This is a genomic window from Pseudomonas proteolytica, assembly GCF_007858275.1.
Taxonomy (GTDB): domain Bacteria; phylum Pseudomonadota; class Gammaproteobacteria; order Pseudomonadales; family Pseudomonadaceae; genus Aquipseudomonas; species Aquipseudomonas proteolytica.
Window position 1 is genome coordinate 157,751 of record NZ_VFEV01000007.1, and the last position, 24,551, is coordinate 182,301.

23 protein-coding genes are annotated in these 24,551 nt (G+C 56.8%); 8 read left to right on the plus strand and 15 right to left on the minus strand.

Annotation, left to right across the window (positions count from 1 at the left end):
• Positions 1-134 precede the first annotated feature (134 nt).
• From FIV38_RS07415 to FIV38_RS07425, 3 genes are all read left to right on the plus strand, one after another.
• A complete protein-coding gene (locus FIV38_RS07415; RefSeq protein ID WP_092231871.1) occupies positions 135-869 on the plus strand; it encodes a phosphoadenylyl-sulfate reductase in 735 nt (244 codons plus the stop codon).
• Between the two features lie 441 nt (positions 870-1,310).
• Complete coding sequence (locus tag FIV38_RS07420; RefSeq protein ID WP_092231874.1) at positions 1,311-2,840, plus strand: NCS1 family nucleobase:cation symporter-1; 1,530 nt, start codon at positions 1,311-1,313, stop codon at positions 2,838-2,840.
• A gap of 14 nt (positions 2,841-2,854) precedes the next feature.
• Positions 2,855-3,583 carry an aspartate/glutamate racemase family protein gene (locus FIV38_RS07425; protein WP_092231877.1) on the plus strand — a complete coding sequence of 243 codons (729 nt, stop codon included), beginning with the start codon at positions 2,855-2,857 and terminating at the stop codon, positions 3,581-3,583.
• A 14-nt stretch (positions 3,584-3,597) separates the two neighbouring features.
• Here the strand turns inward: FIV38_RS07425 and FIV38_RS07430 are convergent, their stop codons facing one another.
• Together FIV38_RS07430 and FIV38_RS07435 are read right to left on the minus strand one after the other, a co-directional pair.
• Complete coding sequence (locus tag FIV38_RS07430) at positions 3,598-4,080, minus strand: anti-virulence regulator CigR family protein (RefSeq protein WP_420874890.1); 483 nt, start codon at positions 4,078-4,080, stop codon at positions 3,598-3,600.
• A gap of 76 nt (positions 4,081-4,156) precedes the next feature.
• The gene (locus tag FIV38_RS07435) at positions 4,157-5,080 is read right to left on the minus strand and encodes a LysR family transcriptional regulator (protein WP_029298312.1); all 924 of its coding nucleotides are present in this window, start codon (positions 5,078-5,080) and stop codon (positions 4,157-4,159) included.
• A gap of 127 nt (positions 5,081-5,207) precedes the next feature.
• On the opposite strand from FIV38_RS07435, the gene FIV38_RS07440 reads away from it, so the two are divergent.
• Positions 5,208-5,954 (plus strand): 3-oxoacyl-ACP reductase family protein, encoded by a 747-nt coding sequence (locus FIV38_RS07440; protein ID WP_092231883.1) that lies wholly within the window; start codon positions 5,208-5,210, stop codon positions 5,952-5,954.
• A gap of 34 nt (positions 5,955-5,988) precedes the next feature.
• On the opposite strand, the gene FIV38_RS07445 is transcribed toward FIV38_RS07440, so the two are convergent.
• On the minus strand, positions 5,989-6,678 hold the full coding sequence (locus FIV38_RS07445) for an HAD-IA family hydrolase (protein ID WP_029298315.1): 690 nt from the start codon (positions 6,676-6,678) through the stop codon (positions 5,989-5,991).
• 115 nt (positions 6,679-6,793) lie between these two features.
• Here FIV38_RS07445 and FIV38_RS07450 point away from each other — a divergent pair, with 115 nt between their 5' ends.
• Positions 6,794-7,150 (plus strand): DUF2784 domain-containing protein, encoded by a 357-nt coding sequence (locus FIV38_RS07450; RefSeq protein WP_029298317.1) that lies wholly within the window; start codon positions 6,794-6,796, stop codon positions 7,148-7,150.
• Between the two features lie 28 nt (positions 7,151-7,178).
• Here the strand turns inward: FIV38_RS07450 and FIV38_RS07455 are convergent, their stop codons facing one another.
• Positions 7,179-8,225, minus strand: a complete 1,047-nt coding sequence (locus FIV38_RS07455; protein WP_092231886.1) for an alpha/beta hydrolase family protein — start codon at positions 8,223-8,225, stop codon at positions 7,179-7,181.
• Positions 8,226-8,460: 235 nt separating this feature from the next.
• Here FIV38_RS07455 and FIV38_RS07460 point away from each other — a divergent pair, with 235 nt between their 5' ends.
• On the plus strand, positions 8,461-8,835 hold the full coding sequence (locus FIV38_RS07460; RefSeq protein WP_071610032.1) for a c-type cytochrome: 375 nt from the start codon (positions 8,461-8,463) through the stop codon (positions 8,833-8,835).
• 93 nt (positions 8,836-8,928) lie between these two features.
• Here the strand turns inward: FIV38_RS07460 and FIV38_RS07465 are convergent, their stop codons facing one another.
• Positions 8,929-9,567: a hypothetical protein gene (locus tag FIV38_RS07465; protein WP_092231888.1), complete on the minus strand. Its 639-nt coding sequence runs from the start codon at positions 9,565-9,567 to the stop codon at positions 8,929-8,931.
• Between the two features lie 1,964 nt (positions 9,568-11,531).
• Here FIV38_RS07465 and FIV38_RS07470 point away from each other — a divergent pair.
• Together FIV38_RS07470 and FIV38_RS07475 are read left to right on the plus strand one after the other, a co-directional pair.
• Complete coding sequence (locus FIV38_RS07470; RefSeq protein WP_038451147.1) at positions 11,532-11,747, plus strand: hypothetical protein; 216 nt, start codon at positions 11,532-11,534, stop codon at positions 11,745-11,747.
• A gap of 684 nt (positions 11,748-12,431) precedes the next feature.
• Positions 12,432-14,528, plus strand: coding sequence for a hypothetical protein (locus FIV38_RS07475; protein ID WP_092231894.1), 2,097 nt, complete (start codon positions 12,432-12,434; stop codon positions 14,526-14,528).
• Between the two features lie 218 nt (positions 14,529-14,746).
• On the opposite strand, the gene FIV38_RS07480 is transcribed toward FIV38_RS07475, so the two are convergent.
• The 10 genes from FIV38_RS07480 to FIV38_RS07525 are packed head-to-tail and all read right to left on the minus strand — an operon-like array spanning position 14,747 to position 24,409.
• Positions 14,747-15,718, minus strand: a complete 972-nt coding sequence (locus tag FIV38_RS07480; protein WP_092231897.1) for a hypothetical protein — start codon at positions 15,716-15,718, stop codon at positions 14,747-14,749.
• Positions 15,691-16,395: a hypothetical protein gene (locus tag FIV38_RS07485; RefSeq protein WP_092231900.1), complete on the minus strand. Its 705-nt coding sequence runs from the start codon at positions 16,393-16,395 to the stop codon at positions 15,691-15,693. Before FIV38_RS07485 ends, FIV38_RS07480 begins: the two co-directional genes overlap by 28 nt.
• A complete protein-coding gene (locus FIV38_RS07490; RefSeq protein WP_092231905.1) occupies positions 16,392-16,943 on the minus strand; it encodes a baseplate complex protein in 552 nt (183 codons plus the stop codon). The genes FIV38_RS07485 and FIV38_RS07490 overlap by 4 nt, the downstream gene beginning before the upstream one ends.
• Complete coding sequence (locus FIV38_RS07495; protein WP_092231909.1) at positions 16,940-17,863, minus strand: hypothetical protein; 924 nt, start codon at positions 17,861-17,863, stop codon at positions 16,940-16,942. Before FIV38_RS07495 ends, FIV38_RS07490 begins: the two co-directional genes overlap by 4 nt.
• Positions 17,860-18,438, minus strand: a complete 579-nt coding sequence (locus FIV38_RS07500) for a DUF4376 domain-containing protein (RefSeq protein ID WP_092231912.1) — start codon at positions 18,436-18,438, stop codon at positions 17,860-17,862. Before FIV38_RS07500 ends, FIV38_RS07495 begins: the two co-directional genes overlap by 4 nt.
• Before the next feature lie 10 nt (positions 18,439-18,448).
• A complete protein-coding gene (locus FIV38_RS07505; RefSeq protein ID WP_092231915.1) occupies positions 18,449-20,800 on the minus strand; it encodes a phage tail protein in 2,352 nt (783 codons plus the stop codon).
• A 9-nt stretch (positions 20,801-20,809) separates the two neighbouring features.
• Positions 20,810-21,334: a phage tail protein gene (locus FIV38_RS07510; RefSeq protein ID WP_092231918.1), complete on the minus strand. Its 525-nt coding sequence runs from the start codon at positions 21,332-21,334 to the stop codon at positions 20,810-20,812.
• Positions 21,331-22,503, minus strand: coding sequence for a baseplate J/gp47 family protein (locus FIV38_RS07515; RefSeq protein WP_092231921.1), 1,173 nt, complete (start codon positions 22,501-22,503; stop codon positions 21,331-21,333). The genes FIV38_RS07510 and FIV38_RS07515 overlap by 4 nt, the downstream gene beginning before the upstream one ends.
• Positions 22,500-22,817 carry a DUF2590 family protein gene (locus FIV38_RS07520; protein WP_019817388.1) on the minus strand — a complete coding sequence of 106 codons (318 nt, stop codon included), beginning with the start codon at positions 22,815-22,817 and terminating at the stop codon, positions 22,500-22,502. Before FIV38_RS07520 ends, FIV38_RS07515 begins: the two co-directional genes overlap by 4 nt.
• Positions 22,814-24,409, minus strand: coding sequence for a phage tail tape measure protein (locus FIV38_RS07525; protein WP_235860951.1), 1,596 nt, complete (start codon positions 24,407-24,409; stop codon positions 22,814-22,816). The genes FIV38_RS07520 and FIV38_RS07525 overlap by 4 nt, the downstream gene beginning before the upstream one ends.
• Positions 24,410-24,551: the final 142 nt, after the last annotated feature.

Below are 24,551 nucleotides of genomic sequence, written 5' to 3' on the forward strand. Positions count from 1 at the left end.
TTTTTTCAGTTGAGCGAGTAAAAGGACTGCCGAACTCTAGCGATTCGCGCTGGCCGCCGCAACGCAGAGCGGATTTTGTTAACATCCCACTCCTATAGAGCGCTCAGCGCCACTGACCTGTAGGAACCGTCCTGATGAACCAAGCCTTCGACGTCGCTGAACTCGCCGCGACCTATGCCAACAAGTCCGCCCAGGACATCCTCAAGCTGGCGTTCAGCCAGTTCGGCGATGACCTGTGGATTTCCTTCAGCGGTGCCGAGGACGTGGTGCTGGTGGATATGGCCTGGAAGCTGAATAAAAACGTCAAGGTCTTCAGCCTCGACACCGGCCGCCTGCATCCGGAGACCTACCGGTTTATCGAGCAGGTGCGCGACTTCTACAAAATCGATATCGAGTTGATCTCGCCGGACCAGAGCAAGCTGGAACCCTTCGTCAAGGAGAAGGGCCTGTTCAGCTTCTACAAGGACGGCCATGGCGAATGCTGCGGCGTGCGCAAGATCGAACCGCTGCGCCGCAAACTCTCCGGCGTCAGCGCCTGGGCCACCGGCCAGCGCCGCGACCAGAGCCCCGGCACCCGCAGCCAGGTGGCGGCCCTGGAAGTCGACACGGCGTTCTCCACGCCGGAACGCCCCCTCTACAAATTCAACCCGCTGGCACAAATGACCAGTGAAGAGATCTGGGGCTATATCCGCATGCTGGAGCTGCCCTACAACAGCCTGCACGAGCGCGGCTTTATCAGCATCGGCTGCGAGCCGTGCACTCGCCCGGTGTTGCCGAACCAGCATGAGCGCGAAGGCCGTTGGTGGTGGGAAGAAGCAACCCAGAAGGAATGCGGGCTGCATGCGGGGAATATCATCAGCAAGGCCTGAAACCGGCTCCCTCCGATATAGCGCTGTGTGGCGAGCCCGCTCGCCACAACAAGCCGCACATTTCATTCACCCCGCCGAAAAATCCCGTACACAATATTGTCACTAACAGTGCCATTTTTGTGTGCACTTCAATTATTTCGCACCGAAAAGTTACACCCCACTTCGGCCAACTTCCTACATCCTCCACACCTACATTCCCGCAATAAAATAAATACCTGTTCAAATGGTCAATTTATAGTTGTTTAAATTCAGCTATTTATTAATAGAACTTGCAAAAACGAAATTAGCCCAGCTTTTGATAGATAAAAACCTGGCACACAAGTGGCTAAGGGAGTTGAAGTCTTTGTATACAACTTCAACAACAACCTTCATACACTTTGTGTCCGCATGCCAGGCGCCCTGCAACCCAGCGCCTGCTGCAGATGCCAGGAGCCTGCCGGAATGCGCACCACTCTCTCCAATAATCTCGCACTGGATCTGCCCTCCTCCACAGCCAGCCCCACGGCCGCAAACCCCGGCCCGCTGGTGCTCAGCCCACGCCTGCACAACAAGGACCTGGCGCCCACCAAGGTCGAAGGCCGGCGCTGGGGTGGCTATAGCATCTTTGCCTTGTGGACCAACGATGTGCACAACATCGCCAACTATTCCTTCGCCATCGGCTTGTACGCCCTGGGCCTGGGTGGCTGGCAGATTCTGTTGTCACTGGGGATCGGCGCGGCGCTGGTGTATTTCTTCATGAACTTGTCGGGTTACATGGGCCAGAAAACCGGTGTGCCGTTTCCGGTGATCAGCCGTATCAGTTTCGGCATTCATGGCGCACAGATTCCCGCGCTGATCCGCGCAGTCATTGCCATCGCCTGGTTTGGTATCCAGACCTACCTGGCCTCGGTGGTATTCCGGGTACTGTTGGTGGCGATTCATCCAGGATTCGCCGACTACGACCACAACGCGATCCTCGGCCTCTCAACCCTGGGCTGGGCGTGTTTTGTGATCATCTGGTTCGTGCAACTGGTGATCCTGGCCTACGGCATGGAAATGGTCCGCCGCTACGAAGGCTTTGCCGGCCCGGTGATCCTGCTGACTGTTGCGGCGCTGGCCGGTTGGATGTACTTCCAGGCTGGCGGCAATATCGCCTGGTCAATCCGCGAGCCCCTGAGCGGTGGCGAGATGTGGCGCAATATCTTTGCCGGTGGCGCCTTGTGGTTGGCGATATACGGCACCCTGATCCTCAACTTCTGCGACTTCGCCCGTTCATCGCCCTGCCGCAAGACCATCCAGGTCGGCAACTTCTGGGGCCTGCCGGTGAACATCCTGGTGTTCGCGATCATCACCGTGCTGTTGTGCGGCGGGCAGTTCCAACTCAATGGCCAGGTGATCGAAAGCCCGACCCAGATCATCGCGGCCATTCCCAATACCTTCTTCCTGGTGCTGGGATGCCTGGCATTCCTGATCGTCACCGTGGCGGTGAACATCATGGCCAACTTCGTTGCCCCGGCCTTTGTATTGAGCAACCTGGCGCCCAAATACCTGAACTTCCGCCGCGCCGGGCTGATCAGCGCGTTTCTCGCCGTGCTCATCCTGCCGTGGAACCTCTACAACAGCCCGCTGGTGATTGTGTACTTCCTCTCCGGCCTGGGCGCCCTGCTGGGCCCGCTGTATGGGGTGATCATGGTGGATTACTGGTTGGTCCGTAAGGGCCGGATCGACGTGCCGCAGTTGCACAGCGAAGATCCCAACGGCGCGTATTACTACAGCCGCGGGGTCAACCTGCGGGCGGTGGCTGCGTTTGTCCCGGCCGCGGTGATTGCCATTGTGCTGGCCCTGCTACCGGGTTTTGCCAGCGTCTCACCGTTCTCGTGGCTGTTTGGCGCCGGCATTGCCGGGATGCTGTATTGGCTGATCGCCAAGCGCCAGCCGTTCTATGCCGATATCAGCGGCGAGAGCATCGCTGTCGACAACGTCAGCCATTGATCAAGGAGCATTCCATGCGCATTCTCGTCGTCAACGTCAACACCACCGAATCCATCACCGAAGCCATCGCCCAGCAGGCCCGCAGCGTGGCGGCGGCGGGCACCGAAATTGTCGGGCTGACGCCGTTTTTCGGCGCCGAATCGGTAGAAGGCAATTTCGAAAGCTACCTGGCGGCCATCGCGGTGATGGACCGGGTGATGGCCTACGATCAGCCATTCGATGCGGTCATCCAGGCCGGTTATGGCGAACATGGCCGCGAAGGCCTGCAAGAATTGTTGAACGTGCCGGTAGTAGATATCACCGATGCCGCCGCCAGCACCGCCATGTTTCTCGGCCATGCTTACTCAGTGGTTACCACCCTGGACCGCACGGTGCCGTTGATCGAAGACCGGCTCAAGCTTTCCGGGCTGTATGAGCGCTGCGCCTCGGTGCGGGCCAGCGGTATGGCGGTGCTGGAACTGGAGGAACACCCGTTGCGAGCCATGGAAGCCATCGTGCGCCAGGCCGAGCTGGCCATCAGCGAAGACAAGGCCGAAGTGATCTGCCTGGGTTGCGGCGGCATGGCCGGGCTGGATGAACAGATCCGCCAGCGCACCGGGGTGCCAGTGGTGGATGGCGTGACCGCCGCCGTAACCCTGGCCGAAGCACTGGTGAGGCTGGGGTTGTCGACTTCGAAGGTGCGCACCTATGCGCCCCCCCGGCCAAAGAGCATCATCGGTTGGCCGGGCAGGTTCGCACGCTGAATCGCCGATTTCGGTCAGTTCAAGACGTCATTGAGCACTTCATAAATGATCCCGGTGGCAATCGTCACCAGGATCAGGTCGGTGCCCGCCTGCTGCCATTCGTAGCCGTCGTAATGGGGCAACCGCCCCAACAGGCGTCCATCGAGCTTCTTGGCAATCCCCGGTGGCAGGGGTTTGCCCCGGGCGAGGTTTTTCTGGATGCCCGGCGGCAGGGACGAACCACCGCGCCAGTAGTCGCGGTTGTCACCGAGGATTACCCGCACGCCCCCGATGTCAATTTGCGGGCCATTGTAATGGGCTCCCGCGCCCTTCTTGCCTCCACCCTGGCCCTGATTACCCTGGCCGCCCTTATTGCCATGGGCACTGCCTTTGTCCTTGCCGTTGCCGTTGCCGTTGCCGGGATCGGGATCGGGATCGGGATCGGCCAACAGCGTCGGGGAGCCTGCAATCATCGCCAAGCTGGTAAATACGAGTAAAGCGCGTGATATGGACATGATCCGTCTCGACAGTCGCAAGCCCCATTGGCTCGTATCAGCTTAGAACAGTAGTGGGTAACACGTTCAGTGGCGAGCGCTAAACCGCACTGAAGCGCTGCGCTAACTGCTGCTGGGCAAACTGCTCGAGGATGAAATCAACAAACACTCGGGTCTTGCCCGGCAGCAGTTTGTGCTCGGCGTAATACAGGGAGATGTTGCCGTCATCCACGTACCAGTCGGGCAACACCCGCACCACGGCGCCACTGTCCAGAAACGGCACGGCCATCGGCATGCTGACCAGGGCAATGCCCAGGCCTTGGGTGCAGGCACAGCACGCGGCTTCGGAGTCGCCCATGGTCATGCGTGGCTTGAGCATCAACGGCCGCTGTTCGCGGGCGCGGTTGCTCAATTGCCAGGTCCGCACGCGGCCGGTTTGCGGCGAACGGATCAGGATGCCGTTGCACAGCGCCAGGTCTTCGGGAGCACGCACGGGCAGGCGTTGCGCCAGGTAATCGGGCGAGGCCACCAGAATCCGGTGAGCGGGGGTCAACTTGCGTGCGACCACGCCCTGGGGCAGCTCGAACCCGCCGCCGATGGCCGCGTCAAAACCCTGGCCGATCAGGTCGACCTGGCGATTATCAAAATGCCAGTCAGGGCTGATATCGGGAAACCGCCGCAGGAACTCTGCCAGCAGCGGTACCACATAGCGGTTGCCGAATACCGTACCCATACTGACTTTGAGCGTGCCCACGGGCCGGCCTTCAGCGCTGGCTAGGTTGGCCACGGCATTCTGGATAGTGGTGAGACTGGCGCTGACCTCTTGCAGGAACAACTTGCCGGCTTCGGTCAATGTCAGGCGCCGGGTGCTGCGCTGGAACAGCCGCACGCCCAGGCGTGCCTCCAGCTTGGCGACGCTCTTGCCGACAGCCGCCGGCGTCAGGCTCAGGTGCCGGGCCGCTTCGGCAAAGCTACCGCCTTCGGCGCTGCGCACGAAGCATTCGATACTGCCGAAGCTCTCCATACCACCTCACTCTAAACTTTTGGTTTACACAGACTATAGCAATCACGGCCTACCGGGACCGGCCAGTGCGGTCGATACTCGCCTGCAACAACGCGGCAACCCTGCCTCGAATGATCTGGAGATCGACATGACCACACAAAACCTCAGCGGCAAAGTTGCCTTGATCCAGGGCGGCTCCCGCGGCATCGGTGCCGCCATCGTCCAGCGCTTGGCGGCCCAGGGCGCAGCTGTTGCCTTTACCTATGTCAGCTCTGCCGCGAAGGCCGAAGACTTGCAAAACAGCGTCATCCGCGCTGGCGGCAAGGCCCTGGCGATTCACGCCGACAGTGCCGATGCGAGCGCCATCCGCAATGCAGTCAGTGCCACTGTCGAAGCGTTCGGGCGCCTGGATATCCTGGTGAACAACGCCGGTGTGCTGGCGGTCGGCCCACTGGAGGATTTCACACTGGAAGACTTTGACCAGACCCTGGCCATCAACGTGCGCAGCGTGTTTATCGCCACCCAGGAAGCGGCCCGGCACATGGGCGAAGGGGGTCGCATCATCAATATCGGCAGTACCAACGCTGAGCGCATGCCCTTCGCCGGTGGCGGGCCATATGCCATGAGCAAAGCCGCGCTGGTGGGCCTGACCAAAGGCCTGGCGCGCGACCTGGGGCCACGGGGGATTACCATTAACAACGTGCAGCCAGGCCCGGTGGACACCGACATGAACCCGGCCAACAGTGAGTTTGCCGAGAGCTTGATCGGGTTTATGGCGGTTGGCCGTTATGGCCAGGTGGAAGAGATCGCCAGCTTTGTGGCTTACCTGGCAGGGCCAGAGGCCGGATACATCACCGGTGCCAGCTTGACCATCGATGGTGGCTTCAGCGCCTGACCCTTGTAGGAGCCGGCAAGCCGGCTCCTACACTTCAGCGCAGCGGCGGCAGGCCGTAGGCAGCCAGATCGAAGTCCGCGAGTTTGCGGATGATCTGGTCGGCGTGAGCGTACTTGCTGTCGGCCATGGCTTCATCAGGCACCGCGATGGCAGTCATGTTCGCGGCCTTGGCAGCGGTCACGCCAAACGGTGAGTCTTCAAACACCAGGCAATCCTCGGGCGCAACGCCCAAGCGGCGGGCGGCGGTGAGGAAGATGTCCGGCGCAGGCTTGGCAGCGCCAACTTCCGGATCGTCAGCGGTGACGATGGTGCCGAACAGGCCAAACCACTCCCGGTGCAGCGTGGTCTTGTGGCCAAACGAATTGCGCGACGAACTGGTGCCCACGGCGATGGGGATGTTATGCGCCTTCAAATGCCGCACCAACGCCTCGGCGCCCGGCATGCCCAACGCCTTGGGAAAACGCTCGCTCATCAACGGCTCGCGGATGCGCAGGAATTCTGCAGGCGTGATCGGCAAGTCCAGGGCCTCGACCACATATTCGGCCAGGTCCTGGGCGCCACGGCCGATGATGTGCTGCTTGATACCCCAGTCGTAGGTGCGGCCATAGCGCTCGGCGATAATCTGCGTGACTTCGGTGTAGATGCCTTCGGTGTCCAGCAACAACCCGTCCATATCGAAAATCACGGCCTTGATCGGGCCGACAGCAGTACGCGATGCGCTCATCACAAAAGATCCGTGGCAAAGGACTAAAAGGATTCAGCACAATAACGGCCCTGCCAGCCTGCAAGCAACTCATTATCCCTTAGACTGGCGGCCTACCCGTTCAAGCGAACCCGATATGCTTTTGCGCATTGCTGCCGACAGCCTGGTGCTGTTTCACCTGTGTTTTATCTTGTTTGTGCTGTTCGGAGGCCTGCTCGCCCTGCGCTGGCGCCGGGTCATCTGGCTGCATTTGCCCGCCGCAGCCTGGGGCATGGCCGTCGAGTTCTTCCACCTGCCCTGCCCCCTGACCCGCTGGGAAAACCTGCTGCGCCACCTCGCCGGGCAGGAGGGGTATGGCGCAGGTTTTATCGAGCATTACATCATTGCCCTGATCTACCCCGCGGGGCTGACACCACAGATCCAACTGGGCCTGGGCGCGCTGGTGCTGGTGATTAACATTGCGGTGTATACGCGCCTGGTCAGGCGCTGGTAGCGATTCGTTGCAGGCATGGGTAGCCCGGTCACAACTCTTCGCCTGACCATCGCGCCAGAAATTCAACGATCAATGAGGTGGTCTGCTGCTGGATCACCTCACGCGGTCGGGCGCCCGCGCCATCCCGGCAGATCATGCCATCGCCCGGCGAACTCTCTTCGATCAACGCCTCCCCGCCCGGCTTGCACACCGCCATGAAGCTGAAGTGAGTGGCGTCGCTGATTTCGACATAACGGGTCGCTGCCGGTGGCAGGCGCTTGGCCAGATCAGCGGACTCCAGCTCGGCGGGAAGCTCGGTCGAGGGCACGCCCGCCGCAATCACCAACGTCGGCACCGACACCGCCGCCAGGCTTTGATCGGTAAACCCACGGGACAGGCCCAGGTCCAGCGACACGATGGCGCTGACCCGCTTGTCGCTCAAATCCGCCGCCAACTGCGCCTGGGCTGCCGGGGTACTGGCGGGGTTCATCTGCTGGTAGACCGCGCAAGGGGCTAGCTGCGAGTGAACCTTGCAGTCCTGGGCAAACCGCGCGGGGTCGAAACGTGCGCCGGCGACTTCCAGCGCCGTCCAACCGCCGAGTGAATGACCCACTACCGCTATGCGGCTCGGCTGCACGTTGCCGAATTGATCTGGCTGCGCCAGTACCGCGTCGATAGCGCGGCGGATATCCACCGGCCGCTGCCATAACTGCGCAGCGGCTTGAGCACTGCGGTCCTTGCTGGTCGTACCAGGGTGATTGACCGCCGCCACGATAAACCCCTGATGCGCCAGGGCACTGGCCAACCACGCCTGGTTGCCCCAATTGCCACCAAAGCCATGGGAAAGCACCACCAGTGGATGCTTGCCGATCGACGGCGGCGCATCGCGCACGGCTGGGGCGCCGATGAATACGGCGTTATCGGCGATCAACTCGGGCGTGGTGGTGGTGGCGCTGGGGTACCAGACGACCATCTCCAATGGGCGGTCGTTGCTTGGGTCTGCCAGCGTGGAGGCCTGGAAGCCGATGGAGTTATTGCTGGCAAGTGCGGGGGTGGTTGCACAGATCAGAAGCAGAGCGCCGAGGGATGCTTTCAATGGATCTTCCTTGATTGGGCCAACTGCGAGAGCGTTGGAATATAACGGAACAGATTCGCTGCGTATGCCCATATCACGCGCTTTCAGGCGCCGAAAAATCAAAAACCACCGACTTTATCTAGCCGAATCATGGGGTTGTGTTGTAGAAATCCCACGGTAATAACGTGCGCGAGCGCATTACCTATGCGCTGTGCCCTCGACTCAGATCCGGCTCAAACAACAAGACCCTATAAAAATGAAAATACTGCTCATCGCTTCGCTGGGATTGCTATCGCTCATTCAAACTTCACTATCCATTGCGGATAATGCCAATGGAAAAAACCTCTTTTTGCAACGATGTGCCATGTGCCACGGAACAGATATCAAGGGAACAGGGCCCTTGGCAAATAAGAGCAATCCCCCTACGCCGAACCTCACAACAACCGCCTTCAAGAAACGGCTGCATGATTATCCGGGCGTTATTGTCTCCTCGATAATACTTAGGCCAAATGGAGACTTGATTCCAAGAACCCTAAAAGAGAATGGTGTGAAGTTGTCGCCACACGCTTGGAGCATTCAGGACTTACGCGATTTAAACCAATACATGAGCCGGGTGATTTCAAAAAGCTGATAACGCTTAGAAAAGAGCAGCCTCAAAAAGGCTGCGCACCGGGCTTCAAGGTTTACCTAAGCGGCGATCAACACTGCACCTGCGTCCTGCACTTCAAGGCAAAGGCGCAGCATTGACGGTGTACCAACCCGACGGGGTCTTGGCACACACCCGCGGTCTTAGCGGCGTCTCCACTGTGGTATTGGCCTGAGTGGATAGTTGGCGAACGGCAATTACGCAGCCGGCCTTGAACGTGCTCAGCTTTATAACTTGAAGTTCCATCTCATAGTCTTTGCCAGGCTCGGGGATGAGCGTGACGGGCGCTGGAAAGCAGGAGATTTGCGATCCGCCCATGGCAAACCCCGCAATAAAGGGTTTACCGGCCGCAATAACATGCTCATCAAACACCTTGGGCGACTGATTGATGGCTTTGCTCGCCTTGCTGGCAGGCATGCCAATCACACTGTTCTGGCTGTCGGTCGCCCGAAAAGGGTACAGACCCGGCGAGTCGACATGCGCAGGTTGCCACCCAGCTTCTTCAGGTGTTTTGGTCAGCAGAGACTCGTTGTAAAACATCTCGCAGGTCTGACCACTGATAAAGCCCGCGTTGGTGGTATCACCCGTGATCAGGCGAATACGAGCAGTGTTGGCCGGGTCATATTGGCTGATCTGTACTTCGTTGCGAACATCGGTTTTAGTCGTGGCGCAGCCAATAAGAGCCAAGCTGATAGCCAGCGGGAAGAGTAAACGCATGGGTAACCTTCATATCCTGTGAGGGTTGGTGGCCGCGACGATACTATAAGGACACGCAGTTGCCCACTTGCCACCCGGCCACGCAGAAATGCTGCTTCGCTCAAAAAGACCGGCTGGCCAATGGGGTGGGGAACCGTTCGCAGACATGGAAAACCAGTCATCTGCCCCGTGTCACCTTTTTCCAGATGCCAGAAACCACAAACCCCCGGCTTTCTCTAGGAAAACCGGGGGTTCGTGTTTGTAGAATGTGGCGGTGAAGGAGAGATTCGAAAGTAACCGCACCCTCGATTGCTCAGCCGAGGCTCCAGAATACAAGGGCTCCAGCGGTGCCAGTTGCGCGAAAGCAGTCCCACGCCATTCCCACGCGCATCAGCATGCATCTCTGTACGCGTGCGCATCACATGTAGAGGGGCCTGAAATTCAAGATCTAGAGGGGGAAAGAAAAAAGAGTAACATAAGTAATCTTGACCGTTTTTTACGATCAACCGATTCAAATTAAGATCCAAAGCTATGCAGAAGCGATGGCAACATTTGAGAAGGTTAAGGCTACCCCCAACGTTTTTTAGTAGATAATTTTTTAACCCTCCGTCGCTTGCGGTGGAGGCTTTATATTTTATAGGGAGAGCTACATGATTCGACAAGGTGTTAAGTTCAAAAAAATGGTAACTCCGTATTATTTTATGCTCCTTACATGGACTCCACTATTTTTGATTATTTTTTTTGTGCCAGACGATATAGATGGAACTTATTATTCACTCATTGACAAATTCATCGACAGCTATATGATTTCCAATGCTGGCACATGGTCTTCCAATTTCCCTTTCACTTCAAAATTAATCATTAACTACATCTGTTTTTTTGCACCTGTTTTCGCTATCATTTTCTGCTATTTAACTTTGTATCGCTCGACGCTGGAAATCTTAAGCTTCGATAACATCTCCAGATCTAAGGCTTTCTTTTATGTTGCCGGCTTAACCACCATCATACTTTTCATTATTTACATTTTATATATAGACTCTACTGATCTTGCGAACTCTAGAAAGCTAGCAGCTTTTGGGAGATACAAGTTTTTATACGCCATCTATTCATCCGGCCTAATGTACATATACTACATAGTCTTCCTTTCAAGCTATTTTATTTATGGTTTTTTACCCAGGGCGATTATCAACCCCCAAAGATGATAAGAGGGTAAGGGGACAGATTTATTTTCTGTCTAACGCCCATCATTGACCCAGTGAATGGCAGACCGGCCGGCGCGGAGGGGTATGTTCGTAGTGAAGCCTCCCCATCTGTCCCAGACTTGTCCCATATGGTCATTTTTCGAACGCCAGAAACCACAAACCCCCGGCTTTCTTGAAGAAAACCGGGGGTTCGTGTTTGTAGAATGTGGCGGTGAAGGAGAGATTCGAAACTACCCGCAAAGTAACTTTCATTATGCAAGTGCCCGTATTACGCGGGCTGTAGAGGTGCGAGCGCTCTAAAAAATCGACTCGTTTAGTCCCATGGCGGTCCCATGAGTTTTGCACCACATTGGTGCGCTAGAGTTGAGATGGGGTGAAAAACGGCACGCGGGCCGTTTTATGTTGAGGCATGGGAAAAAGGTAATATTGGTAATAAGCTTGATAAAAATGAATAAAACCCTTTATTTTCAATGAATTGCTGGCTTTTCAGAAAGGTAATAATTAGGTAATTTATAGGTTAGGTCATTACCTTTTTATCGGGTAATTATCGACAGGCTCAATCCCCAGCAAAACCGGGCACTTCGGCGAATATTACCTTTGCCATTACCCAATATTACCCTTCCAGGTAATGCGTCAAACCCACGGATTACAAGGGCTTCAGCAGGTGTAATGCCTTTCCTAACCAAAATTACCTTTTTCCCAGCCCTGGTTCCAAAATAGCCATCTGTTAGGCGAATTCTGCTGCTTTGGGCTAGCCTGAGATTTCACGAGAGGAACGTTCGTATGACGCATGAATATCCGCTTTCGGATGTGCTTGGAAGGATGTATGAAAATCAGTTGGCCCTTGAAGCGGCCTTGATGGAGCTAACGCTTCGCCTAGAAGAACAAGGCTCAGTCGAAGCCGGTGGAAACGTGCGTGGCGCCTTAGAGACGATTGGTGAAAACGCCGGCCATATCAAGCAAGGTTTGGCCCGCCTCAAACGGCAAGAAACCAGTTAGGGTCAAGACAGGTTTTGAAATCCCCTTTCCTCGCTGCCCCCTTACACCTGGCGGCCTAGGGCAGCTTTTCGATGAAATCGAAGGTAATGGTTAGGGTAGGAAATAGATCTATCGCGTTTCGGAAAATACCCGTACTCCTACATTTTTCTCTTTCTTGAGCAATGAATCCAGGCCTACAGCCCTGCCCTGTTCGTAATCGCTTGCTACATCGCTGTGCAACCGCTCTGCATTTCTCTTCGAAACTTTGCAATCTGTGAAATTGCCGCTCGCCCGCAGAGCGGCCCGGCCCGCCTGGGCTGCCGGTTCGTTTGCACTACATCTGGGTTTGCACAAAAAAAGAACGCAGACCCCGTCGGCGGGAGGGGGATAAGTGCTTTTTTCACCGTTTTTTTCTTATGCCAGAAATTTTCCATGTATTGTTCGCTGAGCGCTCGTGGACGAGAATGGTTCACCCGCCACGAGCGCAACGTCCAATTCAGAACGCTGTCCTGCGATCCATTCCAGCGCTATATGAACTATAGCTATTGAAACAGCTTGAGAAAATCTTCTGACAGAGTGATATTGCAAGCTTTAGCTGAAAAAGAAAGAATAAAAAATTTAAATTAGGAAATTCAAATACGCCGCAAACTTAATTACGGATATAGTTGATTTTCAAAAAAACAAGCTTTAAATCAAGGAGCCAATATGAATATCGAGTCACTAACCAGGTTAATTGAAAGCGTAAACGTGACCGATTTAAGAACTTTATGCGCTCACTTTCTACCAGAGATCGGCCTTCCCTCCGCAGTATTTTCCGATGGACCTTACGACGGAGGAAAGGACTATGCTATCTATGACGACCCTATAAAAGGAGTTAAAATAGGAATTCAGTTGAGCGTTGAAACGAAATGGAAAAAGAAGGTTCATGCCGATGCATCCAAGACAAAAAACAATTACAACACGAACTTAATGTACTTTTTTTCAAGCAGACGAATTCCTGATGGCAGTTTCGAAAAAGAGCGCACTAACATATTGAGCAAGCTTGGAGTAACCGTTATCAAATATGATTGCCAAGCGATAGCGACCAAGTTTATTCAAGCGAACAAAGTATCAATTCTTTTAAAAGCCTTAAATATAGAAATACCTGCACCAACCGACACTATAAAGAAATACTTAGGCGCGAAAAATGAAGCTATTTCTTCATTACTTATGTTCGATACTGACGCGCAAGATTTTCGGGTAGGCCTTTATGATTCAATAGTGAAGTCAGTACTCGCACGACAAGACCCTGAAACCAGTCGAGCAGAACTTATAGCCGCTGTTCTTAGCACTTACGAAATGGATGACACACAAGGTGTGTTGATAAACTCCCATGTAGACAGGTTGTTGCAGCGAAGTGAAATCCTATCGGAGCAGGGGAAGCTAAAACTACATGAGACAGAGCACGATACTTATGCAGGGCTAAGGGCCGCTGCCGAAGTAGAATCAAACGTTTTGAAAGATAAAATTATCGAATACTTCACCAACAAAAAACACTTCACCAAACTTGAAAGTTTTGACTTGCTGATTGATAACTTTTTATTACTATCTGCTGCTTTACTTGACAAGAACTTTACGTTAAGTGAAGATTCAAAAAAAGAGAACGAAGCGTATTTTAATATTCGTAACCTGCTTGAGTCGACTGAGGGCGAAAAGGCAACAAATCAAGCTTTTTCAGACCTATCAACTTTAGTCGCCAACTCTGAATTTGCGAAGCTTGTAGCTTCAGCAAAACTTTATGATTGCATGATGAACGCTGACTCTTCACGACTCATAAGTGCGCTAGGCGGACATCAAAGCATCAATGTGTATCTTGACTCCTCGGTAGCGATCCCAATTATTTGTGGTCTTTTGTATGATACGGTCGAAGATAGATATAGCCGATCTGGCAAAACATTATATTCTTTGATGGCGTCTCACGAGTTCTCATCTGTAATTCCGGCCGACTATATTGAGGAGGTAGGTGCACACCTCATTGAGGCGTGCCGTGACTACACAAACATCCTACTTGATGAACAGATAGATTTGACACGTTCAGGAAATGCATTTGTCAGTCATTATTCGCACTACATCAAAAGCCCACAAGGTAATGGCCTGACATTTTCTGACTACGTCGATGCCTTAGGCGTGAAGCTTTCAAGCGTATCTCATCAGATGTCTGATGGTACTTTTTATAAACTAAGAGATAGAGCATGCCGTGCAATATCCAACATAGCTGAAAAATATGGTTTTATCGTTGAGAATATGAACCCTAGGTATGTCGACAAAAAAATAACTGAGATTGAGGAGGTCATGGCTAAACATGAAATAAATAAACCACCCGTTCTGATCAGGCACGACGCAACTGTAATCGAATATCTATCAGGAGCATATATTCCGTCTGGCCTCGCTAAAGTTCTTTGCACATGGGACAAACTTCACTTACTGATTAACCCTGCTGGATTGGACGGCTACTACGTTATGAACCCAATAGTTCTTATCGACTTCCTTTCTATCGCAAGAAAAACCGCCAAGAATTATTCTATGGCGCACTTACTAGACTTCGCGGCGATTCAAAACGAGAGAAACTTAGAACTTAGCGCAAAAATTTGGGACTCCATAGCTAAACTTGACAGTAAACACTTAGCAGATGCTATGTTCATGAGAAAGGCAAAGCAGTTCAAAGAGGATTATCTTGAGAAGCATCTGAATGAAAAAGATGACATCCCAGCGAACATTGAAAAAGCATGGCTGGCTTGGAAAAAAACGTCAGAAGCCAAATAATTTCAAATACGCTACGTACAACCATATGCAGAAAGGGCGCGACGCGCCCTCATCTTTTAATAAGTTAAAAACCAAACCACCAATCACTCTTTTAAATCACCAAATGTATCTGCGCAAATAGATTCAATACAATTAAAAGCAACCCTTCGACTCGGCCGCTGTAAACCATTCGAAATGAGACGACGTTGGTGCAATTTATCTCAGTCACCGAAGCAGATTTACATAGTGATTTTTCTCAAATTTTCCGCCAAGCGAGTAACGGAAACTGCTTTATTTAAAAACTTATCTGCATTTCCTGGTGGTGGAGTAACTCCGTGTGAATGAATGGCTAACTCACTGTTCATCCGGTGCACTACGTCAATCAAATCACCTAAGACCTGCAGAACGTTCACATCGTTGGATCCTAACCAGGTCTTAGGCGCCACCAGCCGCTGACTAATCACCGACACGCTTATGCGAAGTCCCTCAATCCTTTCCTCCATATCGCCACCAACCGTGGTGTTGTGCTTTTGTCCCACGACCAAGTTGAAGTCTCGCCCGGTCGCTTGGTGCAGATCATCCATCGCCGCCAGGCTCGCAGAGCCACCGGACAGCAGCTTGAGTGCCCCCAACGCCTCGATCGTCTTGATTCCCCCCACCGACTCAGTTGAATGTTCGTCCACCGTCCTGGTGTGATTCTGGAACGCCTCCTTATTTCCCATCGCCTCCACTTCCCGCTCGATCGCCTTATCGCGGATCTTGCCGTCAGTCTGGCGCAACCAGTTGCCGTCAGCGTCGACGCGCTGCTGACAGGCTTCGCTGTGCTGCCATACCTGATCACCCTTCGGCACGCTGGGCATACTCAGCCCATGGGGCAGGATGGTCTGGATATAAGGCTTGTGCGGCAGGCCATAGGCAAAGCACACCACCACCTGGGTGCCTTCCTCGGGAAAGGCATAGATACCCATTTCCTCGCCACCCGTGGGCAGCGGCAACGGCACCCCGGCCAGGATCGGCAGTTTGCTGTCTGGCTCGCCATCCGGCCCCAGGACCTCGATATCAACCGCATAGCGCGGCCGGAAGTCGTCACAGATCCCAGCACTGGCCGGGGCGTCGGCTACGGCGACAACGCGGGCAAAGCGTGGCAGGTGGTAACCGCCGGTGAGTTCGGGGAATTGTCGTTCTACGCTGCGGCGGATTGCGTCGTCCATCGGATGGCCATCTGGTTGTCGATGAGCGCCACACTGGTGATGCGCTCGCCGTGGTTGATTGTTGCACCTGGTCGCAACCCGGGAAGGGCTGCAATCATCGCGCTTTGGTTGCCCTGGTAGTCGTCGAACAGTTCCACCGGCAGCTGCAGCGGCGAACGAACGCCAAAGAAGCTGTCGGCCCAACTGCCCACGAACAGCTCCCCGTCGCCCTGCTGCTGCCAGATGAAGTCGTGGATATTGAAAACCCGGGCCAGGCTGTCCATGGCTTGGTAGCCAGCAGCCAGGCTGTAGAAGAACGGCGCCTTAACGCCGGCGTAGGGTCGATCCGGGACGCGAAAACGCAAACCAGTGTGCTGGCTGATCTCGACCAGGACGGCGCGCAGATCGACGTGACGCAGGTTCAGCGGCAGCGGGTTGGCCAGGATCGCGGCCAGCTCGCGGCAGAACAGCACCTGCTGGGTGCTGCTGGCCGTGGTGGAGCGTTCGACGTAGCCAATGAAGTGTCGCTGCAGTGTGTTGCCGTTGTAGCCAATATCGAGCGTTACCAGGCCCTTGACCGGCGCCGAGGCTTGAATGGTGAACGTCGCCCGGCCGGGGCTTTTCGCATCCAGCCGGACTTCGTTTTTGACCAGGACGTAGGGCACGCCGTTGATGGCCAACTCCTTGTGCAGCTTCATGTGTTAGCCCCGCCCAGCCATCCGTCCACCTTTTTCAGCGTGGCTTCAAAGCCGGTCAGTTCCTCCGGACCGCTGTTGGAATCGCCACCGGTGCCGCCGCTGCCACCCACTGCCCCGCCTGGGCCGGACTGCGCGGTGACCGCGTTGCCCGATCGCCGGCCCTCGACTTTCTCAGGGTTCGACAGCTTTTCAGTCAGGGTGAACTGGATCAGCCAGCCGCGCAGGTTGTCGTCTTCCCGGGCGCTCACGCCTTCGGTGAACGTCACCTGGCGCATACCAAACGCGGCGGCGGTGTCGTTGACGATGCGGTAGGTCTTGAGCTGGCCACCGCCTTCGGTCGCTTCCACCAGGCGCATCAGGTCGCGCAGTTGCACCTGGTCAACGAAGGGAATCATCAGGCTGACGGTCAGGGTCTTGGGCTTGAAGCCCTTGTGGCCCTTGTCGGTGTTGCTGGTCTGGCCTGACAAATCGTCGCTCTCGATGCGCAGATTGCCGGTGACCTTGAGGTTCTTCCCGCGCACCTCTTGTCCATCCAGTAGCAGTGTCATAGGCCCACCAACTCACGAACAAAGCTCAGACCTTTTTCCGATCCCACCAGGAGCGCGCCGGCACAGAGCACCCATTCATGCCCCGGGGCGTCACCGGCCAGCAACGCCTGGCGCAGCTCGGTGGCGTTGCCTGGCCCGATCAGGCGCGCGCGCATACTGCTGTCAGGGTTGCCGCCGGCGAGTGAGGCTTTAAGGTCGACCAACTGCTGATCCCGGCCCTGCTGTTGAGCGGCCTTGCGGTTGGCCAACGCGGCGAGGTCGGCCATGGGCGAGCTGTCGGCCGCGTAGCTCTCCATGACCGCGAGCTGGCCAGACATGGATTGTTGCGCGGCCTTGACCACGGTGCAGCGCTCCAGGGGCAACGCCTGCCAGCGCGGCAGAGTGCCGGCGGCGGGGATCTCCCACTTTTCCGTCTCCAGCTTCGACAGGTGCCGTGCGCGGCGCTCGGCTCGCACCAGGTCAGGTATGGGCAACAGCGCATTGAAGCGCGCCAGGCTCTCGGCCAACTGATCAAAGCGCGTGGCCAGGAACATCAGGCACAGGGCGAACTGGGGACCATCTGGCCGGCCGGTGTCGCTCACGTCCACCAGTTTGCCGGCCAGCTGCTGCAGCAGGTTCGGTGCCGACAGGAAACGCTGATATCCGCGACCCTGGCCAATACCACTTTGAAACGGCGTCACCACCAGGCACGCCGGGGCCTCGCCCATCTGATCAGCCAATGCCCCACGGCCGGCAACGATCGCGCCCTGGGCGGCGTCACCCACCGGCCCCGGGTTGGTGCTGGCCTTGCCGTCCAGATCGGCCAAGCGCTTGGCGGTACTGGCCTGCTCAGTGCTAGCCAGATCTTTGGCCGCTGACAGTTGGCCCATCCATTGGGTGGCCTGGTCTGGCCAGCGCATCGTCACCGGGGCCCAGGTCATGGCTGCAGGCTCTCCCAGGTCACCACCTCAAGCGCGTTTAAGTCGCCGTCTGCCAGCGCCTGGTCCAGCAACTGCTTCAACTGGTTGGCCCGCTGCAGCAGCTCCATCTTATAGGTGGTGAAGTCTTCGCTGACCTGGCGCAATTGCTTGGCGGTGTGCTGTCGCAGTTCTTTCACACCGTCCGCGTCTCTGCAGCCGTATGGGCTGTCAAAGCCCTGCAGGATCACGCCGGTCAGGTTCAACTGATCATCCAGCTTGCTGGGGTACTGGTGCGGCGAACCGAGTGCGGCCGACCAGAAGCCGCCAATTATTGCGGCCTCACAGGCGGCGTTGATCTCGCTGCTCTTCTGCAGATAAAGGGACTTCAACTGTTCGGGCTTACTGGTGCCGGGGGCCAGACGCGCCACGGGCTGTTTGGCCTCTGCGTCGAATACAATCTGAAAGCCCTGGGACTGCTTGGCCAGCAGATAGGAATAATCCTGATAGCTGACCACCACGCAATCACCTGGTCGTTTCGGGTGTATGCCCTCGACCAAGAAGGTGTGCAGCGACGGGCTGTAAAAGTATTTGCTCATGAAAATCTCCTTAATGCCCGATCGCAATGTAGGGATAGGTCGAGGTGGCGGTGGCTAAACCGATGAAACCGCTCTGGCTCAACGACCCGGATTTGATGTTCATCACCTCGGCCACACCGGTAGTGTCCTCGCCGGTGCCCAGGTTCAGCACAAAGCACGCGTTAGGGAATCCAATGGGGAACAAGAATTGGGTGTTGTTGGCAGAAATATAGGCATTGCCCCACTGGATGATCAGCCCGCCCATCCAGCGCGGGAACGCAAGGTAGCCATTGGCAGCGAGGTTGATGGAAAACCCCCAGCGCAAGGTGCGAGGCGTCACGATGCTGGTTTCGTCGGCTCCCGCAACTACCTGATCTAAGGTGGCAATCGGCGCAATACCCGCTGCACCAGGTGCGGCTTTTTTACTGGAGTCGATCACCTCGGACGAACCCGTGAAGACGATAGGATTAGGTCCTGGAGCAACTCGCTGAACGCGCAGGCCACCAGCGCCGGCGATCAAGGCCACGGCGGGTTTGCTCGTGTCGTGGCGAACCCAGCTTGAGCCGTTCCAGTAGCAGTTCTGCGCCAGGTGCGATTCCCTTTCAGCCGTTACAAAGGCATAGGATCCGCCGTGCAGATCCAGGCTCGCCTCGGGCAGCGGGTTGATGTTCTGAATAGCATCACCGATCCCATACTCAGCAAGGGTTCGCCCCTTGTTAGCCTTATTGCGGAGGTCAGAGTTGATCTGCGTAATGGCCTTATCCTGCTGCACCAGTGACTGATTCACCCCCACGAAAAAGCGGTCGATCGTCTTCGCGTCATAGGTATTGCCGCTGTCCATCAGTTGAGCGCTGTAGGACCACTGAATAGGGTTAGACCCTGGTTCCGCCTTACGCACATAAGCGCCGCCTGAATTGACAAACACCGTCGCTGACGGCATTGACTCGTCATGGCGCACCCACTGCGAACCGTTGAAATAGCAATTCTGACTGACGTTCGATTCACTGATTGAAGTCAGAAATGCGTAGGAGCCGCCGTGAATATCGAAGCTGCCATTAGGCAGTGGGTTCAGATTGGGAATGGCGTCATGAATGCCGTAGTCCTCCAGCGTCTTTCCTTTGTCTGCCTTCTTGCTGATGGCCGTATTGATCGTCTTGATCAGTTGGTCAACGTCCGACGAGCTGTAGGTGTCACCGCTATCCCTCACATAGTCGCCGCGCTCCCAAACGATTGGATTGGCGCCTGCGCGTACGCGCTGAATGCGCACACTACCGCCTCCGGCGATTAGAGCCACAGCGGGTTTAGTGATGTCATGACGCAACCAACTGGAGCCGTTCCAGTAGCAGTTCTGGCACACGTGGGTTTCATCCGTGGCGGAAAGAAAACCGTATTGGCCCGCATGAACATCGAGGTTGTAGCCCGGCAATATGTTCAGGTTCGGGATGGCGTCCTTGATGCCGTAGCTACCGAGGGTGGTGCCCTTGTTTGCCTTCTTCTTCAGCTCATCTTCAACCCACTTTTTCCCCGCGAAATGCTTCACCAGGGAATCACTGATTGGCTCAGCCTGGCGCAGATCGATCACGGCGTTGGAATCAGGCAGATCCGCCAGCGGCACGCAGAAATGGCGCACGCCAGCGCTGTCGGTGAAGTCAGCCAGGGCGGCGCCGAAACGCACCTCCCAGCGGGCCACCACATCACTTAACTGACGCTCCAGGCTCACATCCAGCCAGGCTTTGGCGGGGAACGCCGGCGGCGCGACAGCGACCGCTGCAGTCAACAACACGCGCACGCCTTCAACATAGGCGGTACCCGGCTGCAGCTGGTAACCGTTGCCGACTTTGGCCAGTTTCAGCCCTTCGCTGAAAAAGCAGGCCCGCCCGAAGGTATCCCGGTTGCTCAAGCGCTCGCGCTCGTCAATGCCGTGCAGGCGCACGGTAAAGTCATGCTGCCAGGTCTTTGCGTCAATGGTGATGCCGGTCAGCGCCTGGGCCCCGTCGAACACCACCAGGAAGTTGCGGGTGACGTTGTTGCCCAGCTGTTGCGGGGGAATGTTCTTGCGCTTCTGCTGCAGCGGCACGTAGGCCACGGCCAGCAGCACATTTTCGGCGCTCTCCAGGCCGATCCAGTTCCAGTCAAAGTCCCCGATATCGCTGCCCATCATCAGGCTGTAAACGATCTGGTTGGGGTTCACGAAACCTTTTTGGGTGACGTCATAGGTCGCCACCAGGTGCGCGGCCGGCTTCGGCGCCGCCCGGTCGATCGGGCCGTTAGGATCCAGCCCGGGCACGTTGGCCAGGACGAATCGGGAAACAATCAGGGGTTGTTGTGCGCCTTGTTTTTGCGCGATCAGGCTTTCACCTGCAAGGGTAATACTGGCTCCCACGGGAGGCTCCTACAGGCTGGCAACCAGCGTTTGCTGGTCGTCGTTGAAGTCCACCGCGACAATGCGCAGTGATACGGGGGTGATGGTCACGAAGTCATAACGCCGGCACGTGCGGCCGTACTGCTGGATCAAAACCCGCATCAGCTCGGGGTTTTGCGACAGCTGCGAGTCGGACAGACGCAGCAGCACCACGTCCCAGTCTCGGTCTGGCATACGTTCGTCAATCTCGACGTAGCCCACGCCCAGGCGCTGCAGAATGCGTTTAAGCCCGGCCGTGCTGCCGGCGTCGACCGCGTTGATAAAGGCGAACTTGACCCGCAAGCGGTACAGGCTTTCGGGTTCGTCCTTGAAGCGGCTGATATCGCGCTGCCAAGCGAGCAGATCGAGGACAGTCAGGTGGCAGGTGTCCGCATCCATCTGCAGCAAGGGCCACTGCAACCAGCCCTCGACCTTTTCCCACCAGGCTTGGCTGGCGGCTTTGAGCTTGGTCAGTTGAGGGCCATCCAACCAGAACGGCAAATTCAGCTTGATCATGCGAACACCACCTGCAGCGATTGAATCCGGGGGATGCTCAGTTCCGACACGATGTCAGCGTTATCAAAGTGCAGCGACTCAATGCCGGCGAACTGCTGGTGAAGCTCTTCGCCCAGGCGGCTGAACGAGAACCGCGACTGCGGATAGGTCAGCGTCGGCTGATAGTCACCGGTGCCACTCTCGCGGAAGGTTGCGCGAATGAACTGGTCGACGTCGGCCTGCAGCTTGGTGCGCTGTTCGGCGCCCAATAGAGCGTGTGGCCATAGAGTCAGGCGCAGCGCGTGCTGGGTTTCGGGCATGACCATCACCAGCAGATCGTCGCCGTGGCCATGGTTGCCCTGGTCGCGGATATGCGCGTTGATTTGCTCCAGGTAGGTCGCGGCCGGCACGTCCGCTTCAAACAGCACGTAGGCATTGGCACTGCCTGGGCCCCGGGGTGCGCCGTGCAGGAAGTACACGCCATCTGGCCGCACGCCGGGGAAGGCTGAAATCATCGCCCGGTAGACCGCGTCGGTGTGCCACTGGTTGACCGCCGAGAACTGGTTACGCACGCGCAAACGCAGCTGATCATCCGGCTCAGGATCTGCACCTGGTGCAATCAGCCAGCCATCGGCGTTCACCACCTGGACAATGCCGGCAATGGGTACCGGCAGAATCGCGTAATAACCCGGGGCCAGGTTGTACCCGCTGCCCACGTCCTGCGCTTCCACGGGGACTTCCAGCTGCACCAACCCGTCAGCGAAGGTCGCGGCCTGGGTGGTCACCAGTTGATAGATGTGGCCATTGATAGCCGCCGATTGCACCAGGATGCCGGCGGGCAGCTCCAACGCGCCGCCGGCGACGTCACGGGTAAACAGCAACACGCCCTTAGCCTTGGTCGCGCCCTTGCGCTCGACGTTGACTGCCCAGGCCAGCATGTCCAGCCACTTGGCGCGGGCGGTTTTGACAAAGAAGTTGGGCAGCACGGTGTCGCTGATAAAGCTGATCAGCCACATGACTGGCTTGGTTACCAGCGCCGTGATTACCCGCCAGAACGGGGAATAAGCACTGGTGTTGCTCATCTTGCTGCCCTGGGCGGCGACTTCCTTTTCCCAGGCTTGGCGTAGACCTTCCTCGGTGATCGGAATGCCAGCGTCTGCGAGCGCCTGTTTAAAATCGATGTCGCTCACAGGGTCACCTCGATGTCACCGAATTTCAGGGTTTTGGCCGTGACCAGGTACTGCCCGGGCTGCACCTGGTTAATCAAAGCGGTGCCCGGTACCAGGCGTGCGTCGGCCTCCACCAGCAGTTCCAGTTGCTGGATGCAGTCGCGCTGACGCAACTTGCTGCGCTCGGCCACCAGCGTTACCAGCAAGCCGCTCTCGCGGATCATGTGCGCGATGTCCTGGGCGATGCTGGCCCGGTCCTCAATCAGCAAAGGCTGACGGGATGGGTCCAGCGACAGGTCGTTGTCGATGATCAACAGGTCGATGTACTCGCTCATCCACCCACCGCCATGGCCAACATGCCTTCCAGCTCCAATGGGTTCATTTGCTTACCGGTGTGAATGTTCACGTTCTCCACGTGGGTGCCCTTGTTCTGGGTTTGGTTGTTGTTCTGGATGCTCGCCAGCAAGCCGCCCCGGGGCACGGCGTCGGGCCGTTTCGGTGACAGGCTGGCCACGGCGCCGTTGATGCGCTGCTGGCTCTGTTCGGCCTTCTCTGTAGGGGCCGAGGCCAACACCAGGGCGGGCGGTTGACGTGGTGGCTCCAGGGCGGCGAGTGGCTGCGCGATCGGCGCCGGGGTTTTCGGTACCGGGGCAAGGACCAGGGCCGGCGCTTGAGCCTGGGGCTGTAGCGCGTTAAGGGTCGGCATGGCTGACGCCGGCATTTTCGGTGTGTTGGCCATCATCAGCGGCGCCTGGATCGGCTGCTGGGGAGCGCTCACCAGTTGCGGCAGCAATGGCGCCTCAACGGTGGGTGCGCTGATACCTGGCAGCTCGGGCGCCGCCGGCATGTCACCAAACGCCGCCTCGATGTTCACGCCGGGGATCTTGTTCAACAACTCGATTAAGCCGTTAATGGCCTGTTTAAAGATGCTGACGATGCCATCCCAGGCGGCGCTGGCCATGCTCGACCAGCCGCCCATAGAGTCGAACCACTCCGACAAGGCGGTCAGTTGGCCGCTGACCCATTTGAACGCCTCGGTGTTGATCAGAGCGCTGGTCCACTGGTCCCAGTAGATGATCGCCGCCGCCACGGCCGCGACCAGGGCAACGATGCCGATCACGATCCAGGTCACCGGGTTAGCCAGCAACGCGGTGTTGACCAGCCAGATAGCGCCTTGCCATAGCAACATCGCGCCCTTAACCAGGCCCATCCAGGCGACCATCAGCACCAGGCCGGCCACGAAGCCGATCACCATCACGGTGTGGTACAGGAACATGGCAATGCTGCGGTAACCCGACCAGGTGAGAGCGTTCCACACTACAACGGTCCCCAGCCAAGCCATTTTCGACAGCCCCACCGTCAGGGTGAGTAAGGACATGGCGGCCGTGATCGCCAGGAACGACAGAGTGACAATCCCTATCAAACGGGTGATGTTGGGGAACAACTGGGTCCAGCGGGTCAGCGTGCTGGCAATGCCCACCAGGCGATCCATAAGCGGCGTCAAGATCGTGATCAATGACTGGCCGAATGCGATACGCAGGGCTTGAACGGCGGCGCTGAACTGTTGCCACGGATCCACCATGTTCTTGGCCATGCGCTCGGCGTTCTCCAGGCCGCGCACATTGCCCAACTGCTCCATGCCGTTTTTCAAGCGGCCGGTGTCGCCCATCAGGGTGGTAATCAGACGGGCCGCTTCACCACCAAAGGCGTCGCGTAGCTGCTTGCCGTTGGCCTCGATCGACAGATCCCCGAACTTGCCCTTGAGCTTGTCCAGGATGTTCATCATCGGCAGCAACTTGCCCTGCTGGTCGACAAAGGACATGCCGAGCTTTTCCGATGCACCGCTGACGTTCTCAAAGAATGACTTGTAGAGGCCACCGGCCTCCCCGCCGTCCATGGTGCCGCCCAAGGTGCCCAACACCGCCATTTGCTCTGCCAGGCTTGTTGGCGCTGATTTAAAACTGACCCACCCTGCCGATTGAAAATTGACCCAGGACGGATTGCTGATTTTTGCCCCAGCAATTGTGGATAAGCTTAGCAGCAGTGTTCCGATTCAAGACCATCAAGCC